Origin of the sequence: Anaerotignum sp. (assembly GCF_017483025.1) — a bacterium.
Taxonomy (GTDB): Bacteria; Bacillota; Clostridia; order Lachnospirales; family Anaerotignaceae; genus Anaerotignum_A.
Genome location: NZ_JAFUMA010000025.1, coordinates 1 through 18642 on the forward strand (window position 1 = coordinate 1; position 18642 = coordinate 18642).

At 46.8% G+C, this 18642-nt stretch carries 20 protein-coding genes, 5 tRNA genes and 1 other annotated feature; of the genes, 21 read left to right on the plus strand and 4 right to left on the minus strand.

Going from position 1 to position 18642, the window contains the following annotated elements; translation table 11 throughout:
* The first annotated feature begins 27 nt into the window (after window positions 1–27).
* From IJ369_RS02240 to IJ369_RS02255, 4 genes are all read left to right on the plus strand, one after another.
* Window positions 28–101 (plus strand) — tRNA-Asp (locus tag IJ369_RS02240).
* A 6-nt stretch (window positions 102–107) separates the two neighbouring features.
* Window positions 108–180, plus strand: a tRNA-Val gene (locus tag IJ369_RS02245).
* A 9-nt stretch (window positions 181–189) separates the two neighbouring features.
* A tRNA-Met gene (locus IJ369_RS02250) sits at window positions 190–266 on the plus strand.
* A 5-nt stretch (window positions 267–271) separates the two neighbouring features.
* Window positions 272–343 (plus strand) — tRNA-Gln (locus tag IJ369_RS02255).
* Between the two features lie 77 nt (window positions 344–420).
* Here IJ369_RS02255 and IJ369_RS02260 read toward each other — a convergent pair.
* The 3 genes from IJ369_RS02260 to IJ369_RS02270 form a co-directional block, all read right to left on the minus strand.
* A complete protein-coding gene (locus IJ369_RS02260) occupies window positions 421–975 on the minus strand; it encodes a GNAT family N-acetyltransferase (RefSeq protein ID WP_290715504.1) in 555 nt (184 codons plus the stop codon).
* A complete protein-coding gene (locus IJ369_RS02265) occupies window positions 962–2317 on the minus strand; it encodes an MATE family efflux transporter (protein ID WP_290715506.1) in 1356 nt (451 codons plus the stop codon). Before IJ369_RS02265 ends, IJ369_RS02260 begins: the two co-directional genes overlap by 14 nt.
* Window positions 2318–2412: 95 nt before the next feature.
* The gene (locus tag IJ369_RS02270) at window positions 2413–2742 is read right to left on the minus strand and encodes a hypothetical protein (protein WP_290715508.1); all 330 of its coding nucleotides are present in this window, start codon (window positions 2740–2742) and stop codon (window positions 2413–2415) included.
* A 228-nt stretch (window positions 2743–2970) separates the two neighbouring features.
* Here IJ369_RS02270 and ispF point away from each other — a divergent pair, with 228 nt between their 5' ends.
* From ispF to IJ369_RS02310, 8 genes are all read left to right on the plus strand, one after another.
* Complete coding sequence (gene ispF, locus IJ369_RS02275; protein ID WP_290715510.1) at window positions 2971–3444, plus strand: 2-C-methyl-D-erythritol 2,4-cyclodiphosphate synthase; 474 nt, start codon at window positions 2971–2973, stop codon at window positions 3442–3444.
* Between the two features lies 1 nt (window position 3445).
* Window positions 3446–3748 (plus strand) — a binding site (T-box leader).
* A gap of 223 nt (window positions 3749–3971) precedes the next feature.
* On the plus strand, window positions 3972–4550 hold the full coding sequence (gene epsC / locus IJ369_RS02280; protein WP_290715512.1) for a serine O-acetyltransferase EpsC: 579 nt from the start codon (window positions 3972–3974) through the stop codon (window positions 4548–4550).
* Between the two features lie 127 nt (window positions 4551–4677).
* On the plus strand, window positions 4678–6090 hold the full coding sequence (gene cysS / locus IJ369_RS02285) for a cysteine--tRNA ligase (RefSeq protein WP_290715514.1): 1413 nt from the start codon (window positions 4678–4680) through the stop codon (window positions 6088–6090).
* Between the two features lie 6 nt (window positions 6091–6096).
* Window positions 6097–6522, plus strand: coding sequence for a Mini-ribonuclease 3 (locus IJ369_RS02290; RefSeq protein ID WP_290715517.1), 426 nt, complete (start codon window positions 6097–6099; stop codon window positions 6520–6522).
* A 91-nt stretch (window positions 6523–6613) separates the two neighbouring features.
* Entirely contained in the window at window positions 6614–7384 is a 771-nt protein-coding gene (gene rlmB, locus IJ369_RS02295) for a 23S rRNA (guanosine(2251)-2'-O)-methyltransferase RlmB (protein WP_290715519.1), read from the plus strand.
* A gap of 32 nt (window positions 7385–7416) precedes the next feature.
* Entirely contained in the window at window positions 7417–7935 is a 519-nt protein-coding gene (locus tag IJ369_RS02300) for an NYN domain-containing protein (RefSeq protein ID WP_290715521.1), read from the plus strand.
* Window positions 7936–7957: 22 nt separating this feature from the next.
* A complete protein-coding gene (gene sigH / locus IJ369_RS02305; RefSeq protein ID WP_290715523.1) occupies window positions 7958–8617 on the plus strand; it encodes an RNA polymerase sporulation sigma factor SigH in 660 nt (219 codons plus the stop codon).
* Between the two features lie 33 nt (window positions 8618–8650).
* Window positions 8651–8723 (plus strand) — tRNA-Thr (locus IJ369_RS02310).
* 122 nt (window positions 8724–8845) lie between these two features.
* Here IJ369_RS02310 and IJ369_RS02315 read toward each other — a convergent pair.
* The gene (locus IJ369_RS02315; RefSeq protein ID WP_290715525.1) at window positions 8846–9235 is read right to left on the minus strand and encodes a YmaF family protein; all 390 of its coding nucleotides are present in this window, start codon (window positions 9233–9235) and stop codon (window positions 8846–8848) included.
* Window positions 9236–9725: 490 nt separating this feature from the next.
* Between IJ369_RS02315 and aroF the strand changes: the two genes are divergently transcribed.
* From aroF to mraZ, 9 genes are all read left to right on the plus strand, one after another.
* Window positions 9726–10742 carry a 3-deoxy-7-phosphoheptulonate synthase gene (gene aroF / locus IJ369_RS02320; protein WP_290715527.1) on the plus strand — a complete coding sequence of 339 codons (1017 nt, stop codon included), beginning with the start codon at window positions 9726–9728 and terminating at the stop codon, window positions 10740–10742.
* Between the two features lie 29 nt (window positions 10743–10771).
* On the plus strand, window positions 10772–11620 hold the full coding sequence (locus tag IJ369_RS02325) for a prephenate dehydrogenase (RefSeq protein ID WP_290715529.1): 849 nt from the start codon (window positions 10772–10774) through the stop codon (window positions 11618–11620).
* A 9-nt stretch (window positions 11621–11629) separates the two neighbouring features.
* Complete coding sequence (gene aroB, locus IJ369_RS02330) at window positions 11630–12685, plus strand: 3-dehydroquinate synthase (protein WP_290715531.1); 1056 nt, start codon at window positions 11630–11632, stop codon at window positions 12683–12685.
* A 15-nt stretch (window positions 12686–12700) separates the two neighbouring features.
* Complete coding sequence (aroA, locus tag IJ369_RS02335; protein WP_290715533.1) at window positions 12701–13969, plus strand: 3-phosphoshikimate 1-carboxyvinyltransferase; 1269 nt, start codon at window positions 12701–12703, stop codon at window positions 13967–13969.
* Window positions 13959–15047 (plus strand): chorismate synthase, encoded by a 1089-nt coding sequence (gene aroC, locus IJ369_RS02340; RefSeq protein ID WP_290715536.1) that lies wholly within the window; start codon window positions 13959–13961, stop codon window positions 15045–15047. Before aroA ends, aroC begins: the two co-directional genes overlap by 11 nt.
* A 19-nt stretch (window positions 15048–15066) precedes the next feature.
* Window positions 15067–16206, plus strand: coding sequence for a bifunctional chorismate mutase/prephenate dehydratase (locus tag IJ369_RS02345; protein WP_290715538.1), 1140 nt, complete (start codon window positions 15067–15069; stop codon window positions 16204–16206).
* 12 nt (window positions 16207–16218) lie between these two features.
* The gene (gene aroQ / locus IJ369_RS02350) at window positions 16219–16653 is read left to right on the plus strand and encodes a type II 3-dehydroquinate dehydratase (protein WP_290715540.1); all 435 of its coding nucleotides are present in this window, start codon (window positions 16219–16221) and stop codon (window positions 16651–16653) included.
* 16 nt (window positions 16654–16669) lie between these two features.
* Window positions 16670–17863 carry a pyridoxal phosphate-dependent aminotransferase gene (locus IJ369_RS02355; RefSeq protein WP_290715542.1) on the plus strand — a complete coding sequence of 398 codons (1194 nt, stop codon included), beginning with the start codon at window positions 16670–16672 and terminating at the stop codon, window positions 17861–17863.
* Between the two features lie 331 nt (window positions 17864–18194).
* Window positions 18195–18626, plus strand: a complete 432-nt coding sequence (gene mraZ, locus IJ369_RS02360; RefSeq protein ID WP_290715579.1) for a division/cell wall cluster transcriptional repressor MraZ — start codon at window positions 18195–18197, stop codon at window positions 18624–18626.
* Window positions 18627–18642: the final 16 nt, after the last annotated feature.

Sequence of the window (18642 nt, forward strand, 5' to 3'; positions counted from 1 at the left end):
GACCCACTAACTTTTAAAACCAAATATGGCTCAGTAGCTCAGTTGGTTAGAGCGCCGGCCTGTCACGCCGGAGGTCGAGGGTTCGAGCCCCTTCTGAGTCGTTTTGTGGAAGTTTAGCTCAGCTGGGAGAGCATCTGCCTTACAAGCAGAGGGTCACAGGTTCGAGCCCTGTAACTTCCACTTTCCTTTGGCGGAGTAGCTCAGTTGGCTAGAGCACACGGTTCATACCCGTGGTGTCGGGGGTTCAAATCCCTCCTCCGCTACCATATAATGGGGTATCGCCAAGCGGTAAGGCAACGGATTCTGATTCCGTCATTCGCAGGTTCGAATCCTGCTACCCTAGTTTAGCGCAGACAGAAATGTCTGCGTTTTTCTTTTGTAAAAAAGACCCGTCTTTCTTATGAAAGGCGGGTTTTGTGTTTATTTGAAATGATATTCCAGATAAAAAAGATCGGGGAATTCTTTTTCCGCAAAAGCTGCCATCTCTGCAGGGAAATTTGCGGGCAGCAGTGATTTTTCACCAACGCAGATGCCGCCGATCTTTTCTGCCAGACGTTGGCTGGGAACATTGTTTTTCTTAATTTTCGAATAAAAATGGTTGATGGGCAGAAGTTTTTTTGCCTGCAGAAGAAAGGCAGGCAGAGCTTCGGCAGCCACACCCTGTTTTTGATATTTCGCCAAAAGATCGATACCTAATTCGGGAGAGGGGGTAAAGATCCATTGCAGCTGGCAAAAGCCGCAGAAAGCCTGTGTACCCTTTTGGAGGATAGAGCAGGTCAAATGTACTTCTTCCTGCAAATCTTCCCATGCGAGAGCAGAAGAGGCTGCATCGGATAGATTTTGCAGAAATGCGGGGGATTCAGCTTTTGCTAATTGCTGATAGTATGGTTTCTCTTCAGGCAGGATACGCCGAAGGATATAATGTTCTGTTTGGACAAAGATGCCGTTGTCATGGAAAAGATCATCTAACTTCATTTTTTGCTCCTTTCTGCAGGTGGAAATAGAAGCCGCAGGCGACGATGAGAGAAATAAAATCCACGATGGGCTGTACCCACATGCAGCCATAGAGGGGGAAGAGGCCATCCATCAGGAAAAGCAGGGGAACATCCAGCACCCCTTTCCGTAGAATAGAGGTGATGAGGGCTTCTCTGACTTTGCCCATGGCCTGAAACTGGATGATCATGGGATAGCAGAAGGCCATGAAGGGCATGGCCAATACCATGCGGCGAAGGAAGGACGATCCATAGCCGATGGTTTGGGGATCAGAGATAAAGAGCGACGCCAATTGCGGCGCCAAACCTTCATAAATCAAAACGCAGAGAAGAGCAAAGCCAACAGAAATGGATGTGCCGAAGCGGAAGGCGGCTCTGCGGCGGGATTCATTGCCTGCGCTGTGATTATAGGCCAGAAGGGGAAGAAGCCCATTGGCGACCCCGATGGAAAAATACAGGGGCAGCTGATCCAGCTTTTTAACGATACCCAAAGCGGCTGTGGCTTCTGTAGCATATTTTGCCACGAAAGCTGATTGTGCGGCTATGGCGACCACGGTGAGGGCATATTGCAGGGCAGAGGGAAAGCCAATGGAAAGAATGGCTTTCAGATGCCTGCCTGTTTGCTTCAGATAAACAGGCGTGATATTTAGAACTGTATCTTGTCGATGATAGAGATATAGCAGGAAATAAATGGCGGACATAGCATTGGAAAGGGCTGTTGCCACCCCCGCGCCTACTACACCCATACCCATAAAACGGGGCAGGATGAAAAGAGGGTCTAAAAGGATATTCAAAATGCCGCCAAGGGATACGCCAAAGGATGCCTGGGCGGCTGCGCCTTCGGAACGAACCAGGTTGGCCAGCAGTGTATTCATAATGGTAGGAACACCACCGATGACAATCACCCATTTGGCATAATCATAGGCGAAATCATAGGTTGCTTCTGTTGCACCACAAAGAGCCAGGATGGGACGTGCGAGGAGCAGAAACAGTAGAGAGAAAAGAATCGCGGAAAGGAGCCCCAACCAGAAGGCAATAGAGGATACTTCCGTTGCATCCAGTGTTTCTTTTTTGCCCAATTTGCGGGCGATGAGGCTGGCGCCGCCGATGCCGAAAAGGTTTGAAATGGCGGTCAGCATGACGAAGGAAGGATAGACGATGGTGATGGCTGCTGTCTGGGCAGGAACATTCAGCATACCAACGAAATAGGTATCTGCCAGGCTGTAGAGTAGGACGATCATCTGGCTGGCGATGGCAGGGATGATCTGCTTTAAGACAGCCTGACGGACAGGCAGAGATTCAAAAACCATGGTACGGTTTGCCATGTACTCGCTTCCTTTCAAAAAACTCTGATATCAGTATATCACTTTTTGGAGAAAATGAAGCAAGAATATAAAAACCTCCTCAAAAATGAGAAGGTTTAGCAATGTTTTTTAAGAAGAAAGCGAAGCAGTGTGCAAAGGCCAGCGCCCAACAAGAAGGTCAGGCAAAGGAACCAGAGCAGCAGCCATGCCAATAAATCCCATCCTGTGATGAGCTGGCAAGCTACTTCGCAGAGGAGAAAGCCACACAGGGAGAGCAGGAGGAAAAACCAGCGTCCCTGTCCCTTGCATTTTTTGAACAGCAGAAGCTGGATGCCTACGGCAAGGGCAAAGCAGAGCCAGAAGGCGAAGAAAAGATAGGGGTTATCGGGATGAAAAGGAACTTGGAAGAGACCAACTTCCATTGCTTCAAAAATAGTCAGACGCATGACTGTCACCTGCCTTTCAGAAAAATTTTTGGTGTAAAAATACACATTTTTGTTTAGTGTAATTCTACACTATTATTGGGGCGTTGGCAATAGGGAAAGGAGCATTTGCTTGACAGAAAAAAAGAATCAGGCTATATTGGAAAAACAAAGATAAAAGCATAAAGGGCATTAAAAGGCAGAGAGGGAGTCTTTTTCCCTCTCTTTGCATATATTGAAAGGAGAAACAGCATGAGGATCGGTTCGGGTTATGATGTGCATAAATTGGTAGAAGGAAGAGATTGTATCATTGGCGGGGTAAAGATTCCCTATGAGAAAGGGCTTCTGGGTCACTCCGATGCGGATGTGCTGCTCCATGCCATTTCTGATGCCCTGCTGGGCGCAGCAGCCATGGGGGATATCGGCAAACATTTCCCTGATAATGACCCGAAATATAAGGGTGCGGACAGCAGAAAATTACTGTCTCACGTTTTGGACTTGATTTCTGAAAAAGGATATTGTATAATAAACGTCGATGCAACAATTATTGCACAAAAGCCCAAGATGGCTCCCCACATTCAACAGATGCGGGAAAACATCGCGGAAACCCTGCAGATCGATGTGGATCAGGTCAATGTGAAGGCTACCACGGAAGAGGGGCTGGGCTTTACAGGCGCAGGATTGGGCATCGCAGCTTCGGCAGTATGCCTGCTGAATGAAAAATAAGAAAAAGGTTATGATGGAAAAGAGTAATTCTTATCCGCCTGACAGAGAATAACGGCCTTGGTGAGAGGCAGTGAGCCTGGAATTCATGCGGCGCATGAGTTTGATTGTCACTACCTTAAGATACATTGGGTGGGAGCCGTTTACAGGTATGGGAAGAATGAAGTGCGTTCCTGAACTGAATGGGCGAATTGATCGATTCATAGTAGCCTGTTCCGCTGACTGCGTTATCGTCATTGAGGTGAGATGGCATTTGTTTTATTTGCCGTCTAAGTAAAGTGGAACCGCGGATTTATTCGTCTTTGCATATTTTATGCAAAGACTTTTTTATTGTCCAAAGATTTCAAGAGGAGGTGAGCCAAATGGCTTCTTGGGAAGAAAACAGAAAAAATGGGGAGCTGATTGGCTGCCTGATGAAAAAACATATCGAAGAAAGTGTGTGTATGACGGTGTGTACGAAGCCCTCTGTGTAAACAGCAGGGCGTGCTCGGTAAAACACACTACATATATAGACTTAGGAGTGATTTGATATGTTGAAAGAATTTTGGAAAGAATCCGTTGATGTTGTAAAAGAAAAAGACCCTGCATTCAAAAGCGCCATCGAAGTGCTGCTGTATCCCAGCTTTTGGGCAGTAGTAAATCATCGCATTGCCCATGGCCTGTATAAAAAAGGCCTGTTGGTACCTGCCCGCTTTGTTTCTCAGCTATCCCGTTTCCTGACGGGCATTGAGATCCACCCCGGTGCGACCATTGGTAAGAGATTTTTTATCGACCATGGCGCGGGCATCGTCATTGGCGAAACAGCGGAGATCGGCGACAACGTAATGCTGTATCATGGCGTAACTTTGGGCGGTACAGGGAAGCAGAAAAACAAACGCCACCCGACCGTAGGTGATAATGTAATGATCGGCGCGGGAACTATCGTGCTTGGCCCTGTAACCATCGGCGAAAACACAAAGATTGGCGCTGGCTCAGTCGTTACACAGGATCTGCCTGCCAACGTAACGGCAGTTGGTTCTCCTGTAATGATTGTGAGAAAGGATGGGGTGAGAATCCCTCCTATCGCTCCCGAAAAACTGACAGGACATCAGAAAAGACGTGCAATTTAATTTGTAAAAATATTTGAAATTTACAGCAGAGAAGAAAATTTTATGGTATACTGTAATATAGCGAAATCTGCTGTGAAATATAGTCAACAGATTCTAAATGTGTAAAGAAAGGATAGGTGTAAGTCCCATGAAATTATATAACACAATGACAAGACAGAAAGAAGAATTCGTACCCATGGAGGAAGGCAAAGTAAAAATGTACGTTTGCGGCCCTACAGTGTACGATTACATCCACATCGGCAACGCAAGACCTTACGTTGTATTCGATACAGTAAGAAGATATCTGGAATACAAAGGCTATGATGTAACTTATGTTCAGAACTTCACAGACGTTGACGACAAGATCATCAACAGAGCAAACAAAGAAGGCACAACAATGCAGGAAATCTCCAACAAATACATTGAAGAAGCTTTCCGTGATGCAGATGGCCTGAATGTAAAAAGAGCAACTGTTCACCCTCGTGTAACAGAAGAAATGGACGGTATCATCGCAATGGTACAGACTCTGATCGACAAGGGCTTTGCTTACGAAGATAAGGGTACTGTTTACTATGATACAAAGAAATTCCCTGAATACGGCAAACTGTCCAGAAAAAATCTGGATGAACTGATCGCAGGTGCGTCCGAACGTGTTACACTGGACGATGCAAAGAGAAACTCTACAGACTTCGTTCTGTGGAAACCTAAAAAAGAAGGCGAACCCAGCTGGACTTCCCCTTGGGGTGAAGGCAGACCCGGCTGGCACATCGAATGCTCCGTTATGTCCAAACACCACCTGGGCGACACATTCGATATCCACGCTGGCGGTGAAGACCTGATCTTCCCTCACCACGAAAACGAAATCGCGCAGTCTGAAGCGGCAAACGGCTGTACATTCGCTAGATACTGGCTGCACAACGGCTTCATCACAGTTGACAATGAAAAAATGTCCAAATCCCTGGGCAACTTCTTCACAGTAAGAGATATCGCAAAACACTTCCCTTATGAAGTCATCCGTTTCTTCATCCTGAATGGTCACTACAGAAGCCCCATCAACTTCAGCGATGAACTGATGAAAGCTTGCCAGAACGGTCTGGAAAGAATCAAAAATGCAAGAAAAGAACTGGATTTCTACATCAAAAATGTAGCTGATACAAAAATGACAGAAGCTGAAGTGGCAAAAGAAGCAGAACTGAACGGCTATAAAGATCAGTTCGAAGCAGCTATGGATGATGACTTCAACACAGCTGACGCAGTTTCCGCAATCTATGAACTGGTTCGTTTCTCCAATACAGAAATCAAAGCTGGCGCATCCAAAGAATTTGCAGTAAAAATTCAGGATATGCTGGATCACCTGTGCGGCGTTCTGGGCGTAGCTGAACTGAAGGAAGAAGAAGTTTCTGACGAAGATGTAGCGAAGATCGAAGCACTGATCGCCCAGAGAGCAGAAGCAAAGAAAGCAAAAGATTTCGCAAAAGCTGACGCGATCAGAGATGAACTGGCAGCTATGGGTATCACCATCAAAGATACACGTCAGGGTGTTCAGTGGTTCAGAGGCTAATCCGTTATGAACCTGAATGAACTTGATTTAGTATTAGGCGGGCAGGGAGAGTTAGACCCCCGGGAATACTCTTCCCTTGCTCTTGCGCATATCGGCGATGCAGTGTTCGAAGTGCTGGTAAGGCTGACGGTTTTGACCGATGGCAATGCCCCTGTGAATAAGCTGCATAAAAAGGCCAGAAATATCGTTAATGCAAAAGCCCAGGCGGAAATGTATTACCGCATCAAGGATGTATTGACGGAGGAAGAAGAGGGTGTGTTCCGCAGAGGACGCAATGCCAAATCCTTCACCGTGCCGAAAAATGCCGATCTGATGGATTATCGCCATGCCACAGGGCTGGAAGCCCTCTTCGGCTACCTTTATCTCAAAGGGGAAAAGGCCAGAGCTGTTGAGCTTTTTAAACTGGGGATGGCAGAAAAATTGGACAAGTAATGTCAAAGCCGAAGGGAAAATCGCCCGATTTTCTCCTCGGCTTTATGGCGTATTTATAATAGCGTGATTTTTATAGCTAGGAGGGTCTCTTTTGGAAAGAGAAAGAAGACGAGAAAGAGAATTTAATGAAAACCAGCTGGAAGGCAGAAATGCTGTGCTGGAAGTCCTGAGAAGCGGCAGAGATATCGAAAAGATTCTGGTGCAGAAGGGCAATGTAGAAGGCACGATTAAACGTATCGTGGCACAGGCTGCGGAAAAAGGTGTTGTCATTCAGGAGACAAGCCGTCAGAAGCTGGATGAGATTTCCCAGACAAAGAACCATCAGGGTGTGATCGCGCTGGTTTCTGCCCATGACTATGTGGAAGTGGACGATATTCTGGCAGCGGCAAGAGCGAAAGGTGAAGATCCCTTTATCATCCTGCTGGATGGTATCACAGACCCCCATAACCTGGGTGCGATCCTGAGAACAGCGGAATGTGCAGGCGCCCATGGTGTCATCATTCCTAAACGCCGTTCTGTTGGCCTGAATGCTACAGTAGGTAAAACATCTGCAGGTGCTATCGAATATATGCCCGTGGCCCGTGTCACAAACATTGTGAAAACAATGGAACAGCTGAAAAAAGAAGGTCTGTGGTTTGCCTGTGCGGATATGGGAGAAAACGACCATTTCGATACAAACCTGAAAGGCCCTATCGGTCTGGTGATTGGCAGTGAAGGCGAAGGCGTCAGCCGTCTGGTGAAGGAAAACTGCGATTTCACAGCATCCATCCCTATGTATGGCAAAATCTCTTCCCTGAATGCGTCCGTAGCGGCTGCGCTGCTGATGTACGAAGTAGTCCGCCAGAGAAACTATACAAAATAATTGTAAAAATGAAGTGAAAGGAGGGGACGACATTGGCGAAGGAGTTTTTGCTTGTGGATGGCTATAACATCATCCACGCATGGGACGAATTGAAAGAACTGGTAGAGGACGTCAGCCTGGAAAGTGCCCGTCAGAAGCTGATGGACGTCCTCTCTAATTATAAAGGCACCAGTAAGGCCACGATCATTCTGGTTTTCGACGGATATCTGGTAAAGGGGAACATTGGCACCGTATATGAATATAATAATATATACGTCGTATACACCAAGGAAGCCGAGACCGCTGACCATTATATCGAGCGTGTAGTAACTTCCCTGCCGAAGCATTATAAGGTGAGGGTAGCCACAGGCGATGGTCTGGAGCAGCTTATCATCTATGGTCAGGGGGCGACCCGTATGACCGCAAAGGAGCTTTGGATAGAAGTGCAGGCTGTGGAAACAGAACTGCGGGAAAAATTTATCGAAAACAGACCGCCGAAAAATAATATCCTGGCGGATCATCTGGATGAGGAATCGCTGGCATGGTTCGAAGCCCTGCGGCGAAAAAAATAATCAACGACGGAGAAAGAATTTTATGGCAGAAACAACGAAAGAACAGAATTACGAACAGGCAAGGGATGAAGAACTGGTGCTGATGGCGCAAAATGGCGACGATGCGGCCCAGGAATATCTGCTGGATAAATATAAATCTCTGGTGCGTGCCAAATCCAGAGCATATTTCCTCATCGGCGCAGACAGCGAGGATATCATCCAAGAAGGGATGATTGGTCTGTATAAAGCTGTAAGGGATTATAATGAAGAAAGGAATGCTTCTTTCCGCAGCTTTGCAGAGCTGTGTGTGAACCGCCAGATGATCACAGCCATCAAGGCGGCAACCAGACAGAAGCACCAGCCTTTGAATTCCTATGTTTCTTTGAATAAACCTGTTTTTGAGGAAGAATCCGAGCAGACATACATGGACTTCCTGCAGAGCAGCAGCAGCGCATTGCTGAACCCGGAGGCTCTGCTCATTGGCCAGGAAAACAAGAACTTTCTGGAAGACCAGATGGTAAAAAACCTGAGCAGCTTTGAAACAAGGGTGTTGGTTTTGTATCTGCAGGGGAGAAGCTATTTTGAGATCGCCCATGTGCTGGATAAACCGGAGAAATCCATCGATAATGCCCTGCAGCGGGTCAAGAAAAAACTGGAGAAATTTCTCGAAGAAAAAAATCTTGACGGCGCGGAAGGGATATGATAACATATATAGGCTGGTATGATATCAACCTTTGCTGCTATGGCTCAGTCGGTAGAGCGTCGCCTTGGTAAGGCGGAGGTCGTGGGTTCAAGTCCCATTAGCAGCTTTGAAACGTCCCAATAATTGGGACGTTTTTCTTTTTGCAAAGCGGAATTTAAGGTTCAGGATTTTCTGTTTTATATACTGAATAAAAAAAGGCACTCGTAAGAGTGCCTTTTTTGTTGCTGCTTATGCTTCACATTCGAAATCAAGAGGACTTTCGATCAGGGATGCGACCTGGAAACGGTGTCTGTGGCCGTCTTCTTCTTCTGTGCAGGCGCTGGCGAAGTGAACATGCTTGCCGTTGCCAACTTCGATGGCGGGGCCTGATGTGCCACGAAATTCATGGAAGTGACCATCGGCGAAATCTGTGCGGAATTTAATTTCATGCACATGGCTGTTGCCATAGCGGATGGATTCACCGGAGACTGTAGCGAAGCGATGGTTGTGACATTCTTCGTTTCGTTCGTTGAAAACTGCTGTGCTGCCTGTGATTTCGTGTACATGGCGCTGTTCTCTGCGATCATTCACCCAATTTTCATCCCAGTTGCAGGAGCAACGATCATTATTCTGATACATGTGCCGAACCTCCTTTCTTGTGGGTTCTCTATATAGTATGTGGGAAGGAGAAAATGGTGCAAGCCTACAAGGTGTATACAATGCGCATATGTATTTATAAAAGTACACGAAATTTGATTTGTTTTTCTGGGAAGATTATCTGTTTTCCACAGAAATATTTTTTTTTCGCAAATGGGTTTACTTTCCCAATCCAATGTGCTAGTATGATAAAAACCAAACAAACTTATATCAAAAATGAAAGAGGCAGCAAATTATGAGACACAATCATCTTTTTGCAACTGCATACTTTTATTTTTACCGTGTTTTCAAAGATTCAAAGTGAATTTTACTGTTAAGAAAAGACGGTTCGTTTTGATGGTTTTTTCTTAGAGAAAGCAAAAAAGCTTCGCAGTGAAATTCGCTGCGAAGCTTTTCTTTTTTCTGAAAGGCGCACAGCACTCAGCGAAGCGAGAACAAAAGAACATTTGAGATTTTTAAGGAGGAAACAATTATGGTAGTAGTACTGAAACCCGGCACAAAAGAAGAACAGATCGAAAACCTGAAAGCATGGCTTAGCAGCATGGGTATCAATACCCACATCTCCCAGGGTATGAATCATACTATCATCGGTTTGATCGGTGACACATCCGCAGTAGATATGGAGCTGGTAAAAGCTCTGGATATCGTTGAAAACGTACAGAGAATCCAGGAACCTTTTAAAAATGCAAACCGTAAATTCCACAATGAAGACCTGGTAGTAGATATCGCCGGCAAAAAGATCGGCGGCGGCAATTTCCAGATCATTGCTGGTCCCTGCTCCGTTGAAAGCGAAGAACAGGTTTGCGAAATTGCAAAGAGAGTAAAAGAATCCGGCGCTGGCCTGCTGCGCGGCGGTGCATTCAAACCCAGAACTTCCCCTTACGCATTCCAGGGCCTGAAGGGCGATGGCCTGAAGCTTCTGATGGAAGCAAAAGAAATGACAGGGCTGCCCATCGTTTCCGAAATTATGAATGCAGTGCATATCCCTATGTTCGAAGAAGCTGTTGATCTGGTACAGGTTGGCGCAAGAAATATGCAGAACTTTGAACTGCTGAAAGAAGTTGGTAAAATGTCCAAACCAGTTCTGCTGAAGAGAGGTCTGGCAAATACCATCGACGAACTGCTGATGAGTGCAGAATACATCATGGCAAGCGGTAACGAAAACGTTATCCTGTGCGAAAGAGGTATCCGTACATTCGAAACAAGAACAAGAAATACACTGGATCTGAGTGCAGTTCCTGTTCTGAAAAAACTGACACATCTGCCTATCGTGATTGACCCCAGCCACGCAATGGGCTACTCTCACCTGGTAAAACCCATGGCAATGGCAGCAACAGTAGCAGGCGCAGATGGTCTGATGATCGAAGTTCACAACAACCCTGCAAAAGCACTGTGTGACGGTCCTCAGTCCCTGACGCCCGATCAGTTCGACGAAGTAGCAAAACTGGTATTCGAACTGCGTCCTTTCGCTTGTAAATACGATTACTAATAAGACCTTGAGATAAGAAGGTGACAGATATGAAGGTTGGCGTAGTTGGTCTTGGGCTGATCGGCGGCTCCATGGCAAAAGCAGTTAAGAAAAAAACAGAACACGAAGTTATCGGTTGGGATGCTTCTGAAACCATCCGTTACAGCGCGCTCTTGATGGAAGCAGTACATGGCTTCATGGAAGATGGCAATCCTAAAGATTGTGATATCGTTCTGCTGGGTCTGTATCCTCAGCTGACAGTAGATTACATCAAGGAACATGCGAAGGATTTCAAAAAAGGTGCTATCATTGTGGACTGTGCTGGTGTAAAGAGAATGGTATGTGAACAGGTGCAGGCTGTTGCAGAAGAAAATGGTTTCAACTTCGTAGGCGCCCACCCCATGGCAGGTGTGGAACGTTCCGGTTTTACCTATTCCACAGCAGAAATGTTCGAAGGCAAGACTTTGATCGTAACACCTTATAAAGGCACAGACCTGGGCATGATGAATGCGCTGAGCATGTTCTTCAAAAAACTGGGCTTTGCAAAACTGAAAGTGACTTCCACAGAAGAACATGATCAGATGATCGCTTATACTTCTCAGTTGGCTCACGTAGTTTCCAGCGCATATGTAAAAGGCGTATTGTCCCATAATTTCAAGGACTTCTCCGGCGGCAGCTTCCAGGATATGACAAGAGTTGCCAGACTGAATGAAAATATGTGGACAGAACTGTTCCTGGCAAACGGAGACAATCTGGCAGATGAAGTGGATGGCCTGATCGCACGTATGCAGATGTACAGCAAAGCCATCCGGGCAAAAGATGCAGAAGGCCTGAGACAGCTGCTGAAAGAAGGCAGAGAAAAATGCATCGAGATCGATGAAATCAAAGATTTTGACTAAGGTGATACTATGAGAAAAGTAGTAGTAAGTGCGTCCACAGAATATGATATCCTGATCGGACGCGGATTGCTGGCACAGGCAGGGGAAGAGATCGCCAAGCGTATACGTCCCTGTAAGGCAGCAGTTATCACAGATACAACAGTTGAAAAACTTTACGCGGAACAGGTGGAAAAATCTTTAGCGGCAGCGGGGTTCACCACCTGCCGCTTTTCATATCCCGCAGGGGAGGAATCCAAAAATATCAGTACATTATCTGATATGCTGGAATTTCTGGCGGAAGAAGAAGTGACCAGACAGGATATCATCGTTGCTCTGGGCGGCGGCGTAGCAGGGGATATGGCAGGCTTTGCTGCAGCGGTATACCAGAGGGGTATCCGTTTTGTACAGGTGCCTACTACCTTTCTGGCGGCAGTGGATTCTTCCGTTGGCGGCAAAACAGCCATCGACCTGAAGGCAGGCAAAAACATGGCAGGGGCTTTCTATCAGCCCCACCTGGTGCTTTGCGACGTGGATACACTGGATACCTTGCCGAAGGATACCTTTGCGGACGGCATTGCGGAAACACTGAAATATGGTGTTATCGGTGATGCAGACTTATTTGCGAAAACAGCATCCGGCGATTTTAGAAATGATCTGGAAGAGATCATCGAAACCTGCGTCAAAATGAAGCGGGATATCGTTATGGAGGATGAATTTGATACAGGCTTGCGTCAGCTGCTGAACCTGGGGCATACACTGGGCCATGCCATTGAAAAGAAAAGTGGGTTTACCCTTTCCCATGGGCATGCCGTTGCCATCGGGATGCACCTGATCGCAAAAGTTGCAGAAGAAAAGGGACTGGCAAAAAAGGGACTGGCAGCGAAAATCAAAGCCGCTCTGGAGAATAACGATCTGCCTGTTTCCATCGAATATACCGCAGAAGAGATCACAGAGGGTGTTCTGAAGGATAAAAAACGCAGGGGTGGGGAGATCAGCTTCGTTTTCCCTACAAAGATCGGCCATTGCGAGATCGTGAAGATTCCTGTGAGTGAAGTGACAGATTTGGTAAGAAAAGCATTGATTTGAAAAGGCGGTACACTTATGAATGTAAAAATCGGAAAAGGCCCCCTGAACAATGGGCAGGTGCGTATCATTTCCTCTAAATCCGACGGTCACCGTTCCCTCATCGCGGCAGCTCTTGCGGAAGAGGAAAGTGTTCTGTTCGTGGATGGCTGGTCTGATGATATGGAAGCAACGATGCGCTGTCTGAAAGGCTTGGGCGCGGAACTGTATAAAGAGCCTTCTGGTATTGAGGTAGTACCCATTCCCAGAAATGCAGGCGGGAAAGCTGTTCTGGACTGCGGCGAAAGCGGTTCCACTTTGCGCTTTCTGCTGCCTGTTGCCAGTGCGCTGGGCAAAAATGCGCTTTTCGAAGGAAAGGGCAGACTTCCCGAAAGACCCATCGGTATCCTGCTGGAGGAAATGGAACAGCATGGATGCAAGGCAAACAATGACCATTTGCCCGTAGAACTGGAAGGCAAACTGCAGAGCGGCGTTTATACACTGCCTGGCAATGTAAGTTCTCAGTTTATTACAGGGCTGTTGTTCGCATTGCCTATTCTGGAGGGGAACAGCGAAATTCGACTGACAACAGATATTGAATCCAAAGGATATATTGATATGACACTGAAGACCCTGAAAACTTTCGGGGTGGAAGTGAAAGAAACAGAACACGGCTGGATTATTCCCGGTGGGCAGAAATATCAGGGTCCTCGTATGCGCTTTGCGGAAGGTGACTGGAGCAATGCGGCCTTCTGGCTGGTGGCTGGCGCTATCCATGGCAGCATTGGCTGTCAGGGGCTGGATATGGAATCTCCCCAGGGCGACAGAGCTATCGTTTCCCTGCTGGAAGAATTCGGCGCAGAAAGCAAGATCATCCTGAATCAGGTAACTATGACCCATAAGGAAATGAAGGGCATCCGTATCGATGCTTCTCAGATTCCTGATCTGGTGCCTATCCTGTGCGTGGCAGCGGCTGCGGCAGAGTGCAAGACAGAAATTTACAACGCAGGCAGACTGCGTATCAAAGAAAGTGACAGACTGGCAGCAATGGCAGAATGTATGAAAAAAATCGGCGTAGAAGTGGAAGAAAAGCCTGACGGCATCATCATCACAGGGGGCTGCAATCCTCCCGCAGGTGAGATCGTCATCGATTCCCATAATGACCATCGCATCGTTATGGCAATGGCCATCGCAGCAGTGAGCCTTGGGGTGGAACTGACCATCGAAGGAGCAGATGCTGTGAATAAATCCTATCCTTCCTTCTTCTTGGAATTACAGAAACTGGGAGGTGTTGTGGATGTCCTCTAGTTTTGGAGAACAGGTGAAAATCATGATCTTCGGACAGTCCCATTCCGAAGCCATCGGCGTTGTGATTGATGGTTTGCCCGTGGGAGAAGAGATCGATTTGGAAAAGGTGCAGCAGTTTATGGATCGCCGCGCCCCCGGCAGAAATGCCTATTCCACGCCCCGTAAGGAGGCGGATATGCCCCGCGTGGTATCCGGTCTGTTCGAGGGCAAGACCTGCGGTGCGCCTATTTGTGCCGTTATCGAAAATACGAATACAAGATCGAAAGATTATGATAAATTGAAAGACCTGCCCAGACCCGGTCATGCAGACTTTACGGCCTGGGTGAAATATAAAGGGGCCAATGATCACCGGGGCGGTGGTCATTTCTCCGGCAGACTGACAGCCCCCCTCTGCTTTGCAGGTGCGGTATGCATGCAGATCCTGGAAAGAAAAGGTATCCATGTGGGCGCTCATATCCTTTCTATCAAAGGGGTAAAAGATACACCTTTTGATGAGGTGCATATTGACGGGCAAGTACTGAAAATGGTAACATCTAAGGTGTTTCCTGTACAGGACGATGCAGCAGGCGAAGCCATGCAGGCAGCCATTGCAGCAGCCAAGGAAAAGGCAGATTCCGTTGGCGGCATCATCGAATGTGCAGTTACAGGACTTCCTGTGGGCGTGGGTGAACCTATGTTTGATGGTCTGGAAAGCAGACTGGCGTCGGCTGTGTTTGCCATTCCTGCGGTAAAAGGCGTGGAATTTGGCAAGGGCTTTGGCGTAGCCGATCTGTTTGGTTCTGAAAACAATGATGATTTTACATACGAAGCAGATGGTACAGTTCAGACGAAAACCAACAACCATGGCGGTTCTCTGGGCGGCATTTCCAGTGGCATGCCTTTGGTATTGAGAGCAGCCTTCAAGCCTACTCCTTCCATTGGACAGGAGCAGGATACCATCAGTATCAGCAAAAGGGAAAATGATAAATTGGCTATCGTAGGCAGACATGATCCCTGTATCGTGCCCAGAGCCGTGCCTTGCGTGGAAGCGGCAACGGCAGTGGCGATCCTGGATCTCATTTGCAGAATGGAAAAGTAAGGAAAGGCGGAAAAATACTATGGATTTGAATGCAGTAAGAGAGAGAATCAATGCCATTGATGATCAGATCGTTGATCTGTTTGTAGAACGTATGAAAGCGGCTGCAGATGTTGCCAGCGCAAAAGCGGAAAAGAATCTGCCTGTACTGGATCTGAGAAGAGAACAGGCTGTTCTGGAAAAGGTCATGGAAAGAGCCGGCGAAGAATTCGAAATTTATATCAATAAACTGTATCAGACAATGTTTGACATCAGCAAAAGCTATCAGGCGGGCATGCTGACAAAGGAAACAGATCTGTCCGAAGAAATTCTGAAAAACATTGCAGATCCCCGCATGGAATTCCCCAGAAAAGCAGTTGTTGCCTGCCAGGGCGTAGAAGGTTCCTACGCAGCAAGAGCATGCGACAGACTGTTTGGCATACCCAGCAAGATGTATTTCAGCAATTTCGAAAGCGTTTTCAATGCTGTTGAATCCGGTCTGTGCAAATATGGTGTACTGCCCATCGAAAACAGCTCTGCCGGTTCCGTAACAGAAGTATACGACCTGATGGTTCGTCATAAATTCTACATCGTTAAGAGCCTGAAGCTGCACGTAAGCCATGCGCTGCTGGCAAAACCCGGCGTAAAACTGGAAGATGTAAAAGAAGTGATTTCTCATTCCCAGGCTCTGCAGCAGTGCAGCAACTTCCTGAAAGCAAATCCCAATGTGAAAGTAACGATTTTCGAAAATACAGCAACCGCTGCAAAATATGTAGCGGAAAGCGACAGAACAGACATCGCAGCCCTGTCTTCTACAGACTGTGCAAAGCTGGATGGCCTGAATGTATTGAAAGACGGCGTACAGAACAACGAAAACAACTACACAAGATTTATCTGTATCGCAAAGGATATGGAAATTTATGCCGGTTCCAACAAGATCAGCCTGATGCTTTCTGTAGACCACAGACCCGGTTCCCTGCATGAAATGATCGGTAAATTCGCTTGCCGCGGCATCAACCTGTGCAAACTGGAAAGCCGTCCTATCCCCGGCAAGGATTTCGAATTCCGTTTCTATTTCGACCTGGATGGTTCCGTATTCTCTCCTGAAATGATGACAGTGCTGAAGGATATCGAACAGGCAGCAGAAAGCCTGTCCTTCCTGGGCTGCTACTCGGAAGCATAAGGAGGCGATTTGATGAAGCTGCTTGTCATCAATGGACCAAACCTGAATATGCTTGGCATCCGTGAAAAAAATATCTATGGTGCGGAAACATATGAGGACCTGAAAAATCTGGTCGAAAAGACTTTTGCTGAAAAGGGCATCGAAGGGGAGATCTATCAGTCCAACCATGAGGGGGATCTGGTAGACCGTATCCAGCAGGCATATTTTGATGGTACCAATGGTATCGTCATCAATCCTGCGGCCTATACCCACACCAGCGTAGCCATTCTGGATGCGCTGAAGGCAGTGATGCTGCCTGCAGTGGAAGTGCATATTTCTGACGTAAAGACAAGAGAGGATTTTCGTCAGATCTCCTACGCAGGGAAAGCCTGCGTGAAAACCATCATGGGAAAGGGCTTCCAGGGGTATGTGGAAGCCATCGAATACCTGGTGGAGAATTATAAATGAAAGAAGGCGAATCAACATGATTTCTGATAGAATGACGAAACTGCTGGAAAGAAGTGCTGCCATGAGCAGCATGTATTCCGAAGCGGCGCGTTTGAAAGAAATGTATGGCGCAGAAAACGTGTATGATTTCGGTATGGGCAACCCCAATTTGGCAGCTCCCGATATCATCAGAGAGACAAGCATCAAGGTTCTGAATGAAACAGACCCCTGGTATCTGCACCATTATATGCCCAATAATGGCTTTATCGAAGCCAGAGAAAAGATTGCAGCCAGCCTGAACCGCCGTTTCGGTGAAAACTATGGTGCAGATAACATCATGATGTGTACAGGTGCTGCCGGCGGCATCAACTGCCTGCTGAAGGTGTTGATGGACCCCGGTCAGGAAGTGCTGACATTTGCTCCTTATTTTGGTGAATATGACAGATATGCGGATAACGTGAACTGTACACTGACAGCAGTTCCTCCCAATCCTCCCACTTTCCAACCTGACCCTGCGAAGCTGGCGGAATGTGTGACAGCAAATACCAAAGCGGTCCTGATCGATAACCCCAACAACCCCACAGGCGTTGTTTACAGCGCAGAAACGATCAAGGCCATTGCTGATGTGCTGGCAGAAAAAGAAAAGGAATTCGGCCACGCCATTTATCTGATCTCTGATGAACCCTACAGAGAACTGGTATATGATGGCGCAAAAGTGCCCTGGATCCCTGATTTCTATAAAAATACGATCGTGGCATATTCCTTCTCCAAATCTCTTTCTCTGCCCGGCGACCGTATTGGTTATTTGGCCCTGAGAAATGATGTGGAAGATTTTGAAAATATCGTTGCGGCTGTTGCGGTGGCAACACGCATTACAGGCTTTATCAATGCACCCGGCCTGCAGCAGCTGGTTTGTGCGGAATGTTGTGAAGAAGTGGTAGATATTAATTTCTATGACAGAAACAGAGAACGCCTGTATCATGCCCTGATCGAATATGGCTATGAGCTGCCTAAGCCCGATGGTGCTTTCTATATGTTTGTGAAAACACCCATTGAAGATGATAAGGCATTCGTAGATAAAGCAAAGGAATATCGCATCATGCTGACACCCGGCAGCGGTTTCGGCTGTCCTGGCTATATCCGTATTTCCTACTGCGTATCTCCTGAAACCATTGAAGGCGCTCTGCCCGGCTTCAAGGCTTTGGCGGAATTCTATAAGGAAAACAAATAAGCAGATATAAAAAAGAACTCAGAATTTATTTTCTGGGTTCTTTTTTTGCGTTTTGGTGGAAAAAACGCTCCGTGGTGGAGAGTGGTGGAGGGAAAAAAGTGTGGTGGATTTTGATTTTTGGTGGAGAGTGGTGGGGGCTCTCCTTTTTTTATGGGGAAAAGCCTTGAAAATCAGGCTTTTTCTGTAAAAAAAATATTAAGAAAAAAACTGTTTTGGGGTTGTTTTTTCGTTACGCTTATATTACAATGTGGTTAAAAGTGGCGCAAAGTGGTTTTTTGTGGTGGAAAAACACCATAAAAGCGAGAAAGTGGCGAAAGGTGGTGACAGCGAGATGTTCTTAGGACAATATCAACATTCTATTGATGCAAAAGGGCGTTTGATCGTTCCTGCGAAGTTCAGAGAAGGCCTTGGCGAGCATTTCGTTGTGACAAAAGGCCTGGATAACTGTCTCTTTGCGTACCCCCAGGAGGAATGGAAGATTTTTGAAGAAAAATTGAAACAGCTTCCTCTGACGAATCCTGGCGCGCGTAAATTCGTGCGCTTTTTCTTTGCGGGCGCGGTGGAATGCGAACTGGATAACCAGGGTCGTATCATGGTCCCTCCTCACCTGAGAGAATATGCAGGATTGAAGAAAGATATCGTTTCCATCGGTGTAAATAACCGCATTGAAATCTGGAATAAGGATAACTGGAACGATTATAGCGACGAAGAAGATTACATCAGTAATGAGCTGGCGTTTGAAATGGAGAATTTAGGAATTTAATTTAGTATAGAAAGGT

What these genes read in the sequence shown, in the direction of transcription:
- mraZ (WP_290715579.1), top strand. Translation starts at nt 18,195, where the DNA reads ATGTTCTTAGGACAATATCAACATTCTATTGATGCAAAAGGGCGTTTG.
- IJ369_RS02355 (WP_290715542.1), top strand. Translation starts at nt 16,670, where the DNA reads ATGATTTCTGATAGAATGACGAAACTGCTGGAAAGAAGTGCTGCCATG.
- IJ369_RS02260 (WP_290715504.1), bottom strand. Translation starts at nt 975, where the DNA reads ATGAAGTTAGATGATCTTTTCCATGACAACGGCATCTTTGTCCAAACA.
- IJ369_RS02315 (WP_290715525.1), bottom strand. Translation starts at nt 9,235, where the DNA reads ATGTATCAGAATAATGATCGTTGCTCCTGCAACTGGGATGAAAATTGG.
- ispF (WP_290715510.1), top strand. Translation starts at nt 2,971, where the DNA reads ATGAGGATCGGTTCGGGTTATGATGTGCATAAATTGGTAGAAGGAAGA.
- aroC (WP_290715536.1), top strand. Translation starts at nt 13,959, where the DNA reads ATGTCCTCTAGTTTTGGAGAACAGGTGAAAATCATGATCTTCGGACAG.
- IJ369_RS02290 (WP_290715517.1), top strand. Translation starts at nt 6,097, where the DNA reads ATGAACCTGAATGAACTTGATTTAGTATTAGGCGGGCAGGGAGAGTTA.
- aroB (WP_290715531.1), top strand. Translation starts at nt 11,630, where the DNA reads ATGAGAAAAGTAGTAGTAAGTGCGTCCACAGAATATGATATCCTGATC.
- IJ369_RS02325 (WP_290715529.1), top strand. Translation starts at nt 10,772, where the DNA reads ATGAAGGTTGGCGTAGTTGGTCTTGGGCTGATCGGCGGCTCCATGGCA.
- cysS (WP_290715514.1), top strand. Translation starts at nt 4,678, where the DNA reads ATGAAATTATATAACACAATGACAAGACAGAAAGAAGAATTCGTACCC.
- sigH (WP_290715523.1), top strand. Translation starts at nt 7,958, where the DNA reads ATGGCAGAAACAACGAAAGAACAGAATTACGAACAGGCAAGGGATGAA.
- epsC (WP_290715512.1), top strand. Translation starts at nt 3,972, where the DNA reads ATGTTGAAAGAATTTTGGAAAGAATCCGTTGATGTTGTAAAAGAAAAA.
- IJ369_RS02265 (WP_290715506.1), bottom strand. Translation starts at nt 2,317, where the DNA reads ATGGCAAACCGTACCATGGTTTTTGAATCTCTGCCTGTCCGTCAGGCT.
- IJ369_RS02270 (WP_290715508.1), bottom strand. Translation starts at nt 2,742, where the DNA reads ATGCGTCTGACTATTTTTGAAGCAATGGAAGTTGGTCTCTTCCAAGTT.
- aroQ (WP_290715540.1), top strand. Translation starts at nt 16,219, where the DNA reads ATGAAGCTGCTTGTCATCAATGGACCAAACCTGAATATGCTTGGCATC.
- aroF (WP_290715527.1), top strand. Translation starts at nt 9,726, where the DNA reads ATGGTAGTAGTACTGAAACCCGGCACAAAAGAAGAACAGATCGAAAAC.
- aroA (WP_290715533.1), top strand. Translation starts at nt 12,701, where the DNA reads ATGAATGTAAAAATCGGAAAAGGCCCCCTGAACAATGGGCAGGTGCGT.
- IJ369_RS02345 (WP_290715538.1), top strand. Translation starts at nt 15,067, where the DNA reads ATGGATTTGAATGCAGTAAGAGAGAGAATCAATGCCATTGATGATCAG.